The sequence below is a fragment of the Acinetobacter sp. YH1901141 genome, assembly GCF_013416935.1.
Lineage (GTDB): Bacteria > Pseudomonadota > Gammaproteobacteria > Pseudomonadales > Moraxellaceae > Acinetobacter > Acinetobacter towneri.
In genome coordinates this window covers 34,414-41,981 of sequence record NZ_VPEY01000023.1, presented here as the reverse complement: position 1 = coordinate 41,981, position 7,568 = coordinate 34,414, and the positions used below count along the sequence as shown (strand labels likewise).

The 7,568-nt window shown below is 44.3% G+C and carries 7 protein-coding genes; 6 read left to right on the top strand and 1 reads right to left on the bottom strand.

What is annotated here, in order from left to right:
* Positions 1-171: 171 nt before the first annotated feature.
* Positions 172-366, bottom strand: a complete 195-nt coding sequence (locus FTV52_RS11620; protein WP_070155853.1) for a DUF3565 domain-containing protein — start codon at positions 364-366, stop codon at positions 172-174.
* Positions 367-482: 116 nt separating this feature from the next.
* On the opposite strand from FTV52_RS11620, the gene gshB reads away from it, so the two are divergent.
* The 6 genes from gshB to ftsA all read left to right on the top strand — a co-directional run bounded on the left by gshB (position 483) and on the right by ftsA (position 7,475).
* Positions 483-1,427, top strand: a complete 945-nt coding sequence (gene gshB, locus FTV52_RS11615; RefSeq protein WP_004974228.1) for a glutathione synthase — start codon at positions 483-485, stop codon at positions 1,425-1,427.
* A 319-nt stretch (positions 1,428-1,746) separates the two neighbouring features.
* Positions 1,747-2,850, top strand: coding sequence for an undecaprenyldiphospho-muramoylpentapeptide beta-N-acetylglucosaminyltransferase (gene murG, locus FTV52_RS11610; RefSeq protein WP_179990853.1), 1,104 nt, complete (start codon positions 1,747-1,749; stop codon positions 2,848-2,850).
* Between the two features lie 3 nt (positions 2,851-2,853).
* Positions 2,854-4,302, top strand: a complete 1,449-nt coding sequence (gene murC, locus FTV52_RS11605) for a UDP-N-acetylmuramate--L-alanine ligase (RefSeq protein WP_179990852.1) — start codon at positions 2,854-2,856, stop codon at positions 4,300-4,302.
* Between the two features lie 56 nt (positions 4,303-4,358).
* Positions 4,359-5,288 carry a D-alanine--D-alanine ligase gene (locus FTV52_RS11600; RefSeq protein WP_104852724.1) on the top strand — a complete coding sequence of 310 codons (930 nt, stop codon included), beginning with the start codon at positions 4,359-4,361 and terminating at the stop codon, positions 5,286-5,288.
* Positions 5,289-5,290: 2 nt separating this feature from the next.
* Positions 5,291-6,145 (top strand): cell division protein FtsQ/DivIB, encoded by an 855-nt coding sequence (locus FTV52_RS11595; protein WP_004974235.1) that lies wholly within the window; start codon positions 5,291-5,293, stop codon positions 6,143-6,145.
* A 67-nt stretch (positions 6,146-6,212) separates the two neighbouring features.
* Positions 6,213-7,475 (top strand): cell division protein FtsA, encoded by a 1,263-nt coding sequence (gene ftsA, locus FTV52_RS11590; RefSeq protein WP_004974236.1) that lies wholly within the window; start codon positions 6,213-6,215, stop codon positions 7,473-7,475.
* Positions 7,476-7,568: the final 93 nt, after the last annotated feature.

The window sequence follows — 7,568 nt, the reverse complement described above, 5'->3', positions numbered from 1 at the left end:
GGATAATCTTTTTCAGATTCAATCAATAATTGAACCGCTCTTTCTCTGATTTCAGGGGTATATTTTGGTTTTGTCATTGGAACATTCTCTCAAGAAAGTTGGTCTCCGACAAACCCGGTACGGTTCATTTAAGCGTTTACACAGTTTTATTTACAGTCTCCCTAAGCGTATTCACTCAGTCTCCTCCTCACACTTCTTACACTCCAGCATCACCCCCAACTTTTCCTTGCGCCCTTGCTCTGTGATTACCCACGGGCGGTTTTGCCACGGTGGATTATGCCGCACATGCTGCCCGTGACCGCAGGCCAAATCTGCGACCCAATCATTTTCTTCATCTAAATGAAAACCAATAATTGCTTGTTGCATCGCATACTCCTAAGTGCATGATGATCGTGGATAAAGCGTTACGAAAATTGCAGCAAAACCAAAGCCAAACTCCGCTATACTTTTGCTTATTCAATTCTTCAAAAGAGCACCGAAATATGCGCGTACTTGTTGTGATGGATCCCATCGAAAGTGTCAATTTGAAAAAAGACTCAACCATGGCGATGTTATGGGCGGCAAGCCGTCGTGGGCATACCTTGGGCTATGCATTACAGCAAGACTTATATATTGATCAGGGCAAGGCATTTGGTCTGATTGCATCGCTCAAAGTCTTTGAAGATTATAACCATTATTACGAATTGGGCGAAAAACGCAAAGAATCCTTAGCTGATTATGATGTCATTCTCATGCGTAAAGACCCGCCTTTTGACATGAATTTCGTTTATACCACATATATTTTAGAGCAAGCTGAACGCGAAGGCGCATGGATCATCAACAAGCCGCAAAGCCTGCGTGACTGTAATGAAAAGCTGTTTGCGACTCAATTCCCAGAACTACAAGTTCCGACATTGGTCACTTCACAACAAAGCCTGATTCGTGAATTTATTCAGCAACATGGTGATGTGATCGTTAAACCGCTCGATGGCATGGGCGGCATGGGAATTTTCCGTTTGTACCAAGATGGGGTCAATATTGGCTCAACCATTGAAATTCTGACCAACAACGGCACTCAGCCAATCATGGCGCAGCGCTATATTCCAGAAATTGTAGATGGTGATAAACGCATCCTCATGGTTAATGGTGAGCCTGTGCCTTATTGTTTGGCACGAATTCCACAAAATGGCGAAGTGCGTGGCAACTTAGCTGCAGGTGGTTTAGGCGAAGCACGTCCATTGACTGAAAATGACAAAGCCATTGCCGCCAAAGTCGGGCCATTTTTACGTGAAAAAGGCTTGGTTTTTGTCGGATTAGATGTGATTGGCAACTATGTCACTGAAATCAACGTGACCAGTCCAACGTGTATTCGTGAAATTGATGCACAGTTTGGTACATCCATTGCCGATGATTTATTTACCGTACTTGAAGCAGGTCGTCCCAACTAAGTTTGGGCTTTATGCTCACTGTATCAATACAAAAGCCGTTTTCTATTTGAAAGCGGCCTTGTTTTTAGAGACGTGGATACAAAAAACAACTTAAACACTTTGCAAAATAGATCAATCAAAGCAGGTAAAATTGAATAAAACTTAACATTTTCCGTAGATTAATAATAAAACTAGTTTAAACTTGAAAATCTGTAGAAAAAAACAATCAAGCACTTGGTGAAAAAAAGTAAATAACCTTTCAAGCCCATGCGTTTGTGATTACAATTGATAGCTTATACAAGATTTTTATTTGCCTTATTTTGAGTTGAAGAATTAAACCGTGACTGACGCACAGCAACAACAGCCTAAACATGTCATGATGATGGCCGCAGGTACAGGTGGACATGTTTTTCCCGCTTTGGCCGTCGCAAAACAATTACAGCAACAAGGGATTCAAGTGTCATGGTTGGCGACCCCAACGGGCATGGAAAATCGTCTGCTTAAAAATCATAATATCCCAATTTACCAAATTAATATTCAAGGTGTACGTGGCAACGGTTTGATCCGTAAACTGGCTGCACCATTTAAAATTTTAGGCGCAACGCTCAGTGCTGTGCGTTACATGAAGCAATTAAAAGTTGATGCTGTTGCAGGTTTTGGTGGTTATGTGGCAGGGCCGGGTGGCTTGGCAGCACGTGCTTTGGGTATTCCTGTGCTGATTCACGAACAAAATGCAGTTGCGGGTTTTACCAACACTCAATTGTCACGTGTGGCAAAAACCGTGTGTCAGGCTTTCCCAAATACCTTTCCAAACAGTAACAAAATTGTCACCACAGGCAACCCTGTTCGTGAAGAAATCACTGCGACCTTAAGCCCTGCATGGCGCTATCAGGAACGTGAAAAAGCAGGCTTGCCAATTCGTATTTTAATTGTGGGTGGTTCACTAGGTGCACAAGCCTTAAATGAATGTGTACCTGAAGCGTTAAAGCAACTAAATGTCGCTTTAGATGTTTATCATCAATGTGGGCAAAACCATGCCGAAGCGACGCAGGCGCGTTATGCGCATAAGCCAGACAGCTTGCAGGTCAATGTACAGCCCTTTATTGAAGATATGGCACAAGCCTACAGTGATGCCGATTTAATTATTTGTCGTGCTGGTGCGTTGACCGTGACTGAGGTTGCGACTGCGGGTGTTGCGGCTGTATTTGTACCTTTGCCAAGCGCAGTGGATGACCACCAAACTGCAAACGCCAAGTTTTTAGCCGATCTTGGTGCAGCAAAAATCTGTCCGCAAGCTAGCATGACACCTGAAAGTTTAACAACATTATTAACCCCGTTAATGAATCGTCAATTGTTGTCTGAAATGGCGGTCAAAGCCCGTCAGCAGGCGCAGCCTGATGCAACTCAACACGTGGTTCGTCTTATTCAAGCATTGTTCGAGTAAAATATGTCTCCATCTACACCCGCTGATCAAGCGAAAAAATTAATCAAAGTGCCTGAAATGCGCCGTATCAAACACATTCATTTTGTGGGTATTGGTGGCGCGGGGATGTGTGGTATTGCCGAAGTCTTGAAAAACCAAGGCTATAAAGTGTCGGGTTCAGACATCAAAGCTTCAAAAACCACAGCGCAATTAGAAGAAAATGGCATCAAGGTTTATATTGGGCATGCGGCAGAGAATATTAAAGGCGCCAATGTGTTGGTGGTGTCTACTGCAATTGACCCAGAAAACCCAGAAATTAAAACAGCAATTGACACCCGTATTCCTGTGGTGCGTCGTGCTGAAATGCTGGGCGAGTTGATGCGTTACCGTCATGGTATTGCAGTCGCGGGTACACATGGTAAAACCACCACTACCAGTTTAATCACCTGTATGTTGGCCGAAGAAAACATGGATCCAACCTATGTGATTGGTGGTTTGCTAAACCGTACTGGGGTCAATGCAGCATTGGGTGCTAGCCGTTATATCGTGGCAGAAGCCGATGAATCTGATGCATCGTTCTTATTCCTAGAGCCAATGGCGGCTGTGGTGACCAATATTGATGCCGACCACATGGACACCTATGGTGGTAGTTTCGATACCTTAAAAGATACCTTTATTCAATTTTTGCACAAACTGCCATTCTACGGTTTGGCTGTGGTGTGTGGTGATGATGCCAATATTCGTGAAATCATGCCGCGTATCGGGCGCCCTGTATTGACCTATGGTTTTAATGAAGACAACGATATTCGTGCCATTGATGTCGATCAAGACGGCATGCGCACACACTTTACTGTACTGCGTAAAGACCGCGAACCGTTACGCGTGACGGTGAATCAACCAGGGCTGCATAACGTATTGAATGCCTTGGCTGCAATTGGAATTGCCACCGATGAAGGCGTTTCTGATGGTGCAATTTGCCGTGCTTTAGAAGGCTTTAGCGGTGTCGGTCGTCGTTTCCAAGTACAAGGTGAGTTTGAGGTAGCAGACGGCAATGTGAAATTGGTAGATGACTACGGACATCACCCGAAAGAAGTGGAAGCCACCATTAAAGCTGCGCGTCAAAGTCATCCTGATCGCCGTTTGGTGATGTTGTTCCAACCACACCGTTTTAGTCGCACCCGTGACTGTTTTGATGACTTTGTGGAAGTGTTGTCACAAGTCGATCAATTGTTATTGCTCGATGTTTATCCTGCGGGTGAAAAACCAATTGTTGGCGCAGATAGCCGTACTTTGGCACGCAGTATTCGTTTGCGTGGTCAGGTTGAGCCAATTTTGGTCGATCCAAATGACGGCAACCTACCGAATATTGTGAAACAAGTGTTACAGGCCAATGACTTGTTATTGACCCAAGGTGCAGGTAATGTGGGGGCGATTTCAATCGAGCTTGCACAAAACCATTTATATTTAAAATAATCACAACCTGTGATGTTTGAATTTGATCGACCAGTTTAAAGTTTAAGGATATAAACGTGTCAAATGCTTCAAAGTTCGGCAAAGTTGCCGTGTTATTGGGTGGAAAATCTGCTGAGCGTGAGGTTTCTCTAGACAGCGGTCAAGCAGTACTCGAAGCACTGCTACGTTCTGGGGTCAATGCAGAAGCATTTGATCCACAAACACGTAGCGTGACCGAATTGGTCAATTATGATCGTGCCTTTATTGTGTTACACGGGCGCGGTGGTGAAGATGGTCAAATTCAAGGTGTTTTGGAATGGTTGAATATTCCATACACGGGTACGGGCGTGCAAGGTTCAGCCATTGGCATGGACAAAGTGAAGACCAAGCAAATTTGGCAAGGTTCTGACTTGCCAACTGCGCCATATCGTATTGTTAGCAAAGATTCCAATATTGAAGACGTGGTTGTCGAATTGGGTTTACCACTCATCATCAAGCCTGTACATGAAGGTTCAAGTATTGGCATGAGCAAAGTCGAAAAAGTAGAAGACTTTGCCGATGCTGTAGCGAAAGCAACTGCACATGACGCTATTGTTATGGCTGAAAAATGGATTACAGGACGTGAATTTACCATCGTGCTGTTAAATGGTCAGGCTTTACCGATTATTCGTTTAGAACCACCGAAAGATGTGGCGTTCTATGATTATGAAGCCAAATATCAACGTAATGATGTGCAATACGGTATTCCGTGTGGTTTAAGCACTGCCGAAGAGCAACAGTTACAAGCTTTGGCATTACGTGCCTTCCAAGCCGTGGGTGCAAGTGGCTGGGGTCGTATTGATGCCATGCAAGATGAGAACGGCAATTTCTGGCTATTGGAAGTGAATACCGTGCCGGGAATGACCAGCCACTCTTTAGTTCCGAAAGCGGCAAATGCAGTCGGCTATAGTTTTGATGAGCTGTGTGTGGCAATTTTGGCACAAACCCTTACAGGTGAAGCACACTAAATATGGCTCAACTTCCTGCATCCTTGCGCCGTAAACGGGCAGCGATTACCTCGATTCATGACAAACCGCCAACAGCCAAAGAAAAGCTGATTCATTTTGGCGGTTGGGTAATGCTGTGCGTTGCGGTGCTCGTGTTGGCAGTGGGTGCGTACGGGCTATACAAAGTCATGACCGATGCACAAATTGCCAAGCTAGATGTAGTGGGTACACGTTCAGATGCGGAACACCGCCAAGTGATGACGCATGTGAACCCTGTAATGACCAAGAACTATTTCACCTCTGACCTAGAGCAAATCCGCGATACCGCTTTGGAGTTGTCTTGGGTAGATCGAGTGGTGGTTTCACGTGCGTGGCCGAATGCTATTCGTGTGCGGGTTATGCCGCGTCATCCAATTGCACGTTGGGGGACAGGTCGTTTGCTCAGTGACAGCGGTGAAGTCTTTACCGAGGTCACGCCACAAAATAATCAACATTTACCGTTATTACACGGGCCAACGCATCAATCTAAAATGATGATGCGTCGTTATAATGAAATTAACCAATTATTCTTACCCGTCAACGATCGTTTAAAAGAACTATATTTAACAGAACGTATGACGTGGTTTATGCAGTTTGATTCAGGTCTACGTGTTATTGTAGATAAAGATCAAACCATGAGTAAGCTGCAGCGCTTGGGGCATCTTGCACAAAGTGATTTGAAACCTGTATGGTCTAAAATATCCGCCATCGATTTGCGTTATCGCAATGGTTTAGCCATTCAATGGAAAAACTCAATTCCGCCAAAAATTGCAAATGGTCACTTTGTTGTAACGATTGATGACACAAGCATTGCAGAGGGAATAAGAGCAAAGCCATAATATTGGGCTTTAAAAAAATAGAGGCATTAAGCCATAAATTAAACATACTGGTAATGGTAGTGAATAAATGAGTGAAGCTGTTCCCTCGGTTGTTGCGATTGACATTGGGACGCACAAAGTTTCAGTTTTGATTGCTAAGGTCCATGCGCCAGACAATATCCAAGTCATTGGTATGGCCACCGCACGTAATCGAGGCATGAGTAAGGGAAAAATTGTCAGTCTCGATAAAGTGATTACTGCAATTAAAAATGCCGTGCAAGAAGCGGAAGATATGGCGGAATGCCGTGTGCATTCGGCATGGATTTCTATTCCTAGTGCAGAGCTAAAAAGCTTTTATGCTTCAGGTCGCACACCTATTGAAAGTAGTGATCACACCATTACCACCAGTGAAGTGGTACGCGCCTTGGACTTGGCCAAAGCCAGTCACCTCACCTCAGACCATTATTTGGTGAGTGCAGTACCACTCGGTTTCGATTTAGATGATTCGGGTGAATGGGTACAAAACCCAATTCGTATGTCAGCACATAGCATGACGGGGCATTATCAATTGATGATGTTGCCTATTAGCACCATGCAGAATTTAGACCGTGCTTTAAAAGGTGCCAATATTGGTGTCGAAAAAATGGTGGTGTCAAATTTAGCCACTGCAGAAGCCAGTCTGCTTAAAGATGAAAAAGAATACGGTGTGTGTCTGGTAGATATTGGCGCAGGTACGACCAGTATTGCAGTTTATTTAGATGGACGTTTGGCCTTGGCACACACTTTGCAGCGTGGTGGTGAGCATGTCACCCGCGATATTGCAGCGGTGTTACAAACCACAACTGAAGAAGCTGAACGGATTAAGCTATTGTATGGCTGTGTAGATATGAAAGTGGTCAAACCTGATCACATGATTCAGATTCAGGGCATTGATGGGCCGCAAACCATTAGCCGTATTGAACTGGCGGAAATTATTATTGCGCGTTATGAAGAAATTTTTGCACAAATTCGTCAGGAACTCGAAAAGAGCGGTGCCATTCATGGTTTATATCATGGTGTGGTTTTGGCGGGTGATGCCTCACAAATTGAAGGCATGATCAGCTTGGTACGTCGTATGTTGGGTGTTTCGGCACACTTGGGGAATCATCCTTCACAAGTTTATGCCGATGAACCGCATCAGGCCGCCTTACGCCGTTCACAATATGCAACAGCTTCAGGCTTATTGCTTTATAGTCAAAACTATACTCAAGACACGATTGTAGAACATGAAGACCCTGAAACCTTATCGGTTTGGGGGCGTGTCGGACGGGCATGGTCTGGCTTGAACGAAAAGTTAAAATCTATTTTTTAGTTGAGTTTTTTGGGAATATTGTTAGGAAGTTGTACGGATCATCACTGGTACTTGACAAGCGAGAAGTTGAACAGCATTCTTAAAAATAATTTT

Bases quoted from the DNA above. Each gene is read 5' to 3' on its own strand.
- FTV52_RS11620 (WP_070155853.1), bottom strand. From the start codon at position 366: ATGCAACAAGCAATTATTGGTTTTCATTTAGATGAAGAAAATGATTGG.
- gshB (WP_004974228.1), top strand. From the start codon at position 483: ATGCGCGTACTTGTTGTGATGGATCCCATCGAAAGTGTCAATTTGAAA.
- murC (WP_179990852.1), top strand. From the start codon at position 2,854: ATGTCTCCATCTACACCCGCTGATCAAGCGAAAAAATTAATCAAAGTG.
- FTV52_RS11595 (WP_004974235.1), top strand. From the start codon at position 5,291: ATGGCTCAACTTCCTGCATCCTTGCGCCGTAAACGGGCAGCGATTACC.
- ftsA (WP_004974236.1), top strand. From the start codon at position 6,213: ATGAGTGAAGCTGTTCCCTCGGTTGTTGCGATTGACATTGGGACGCAC.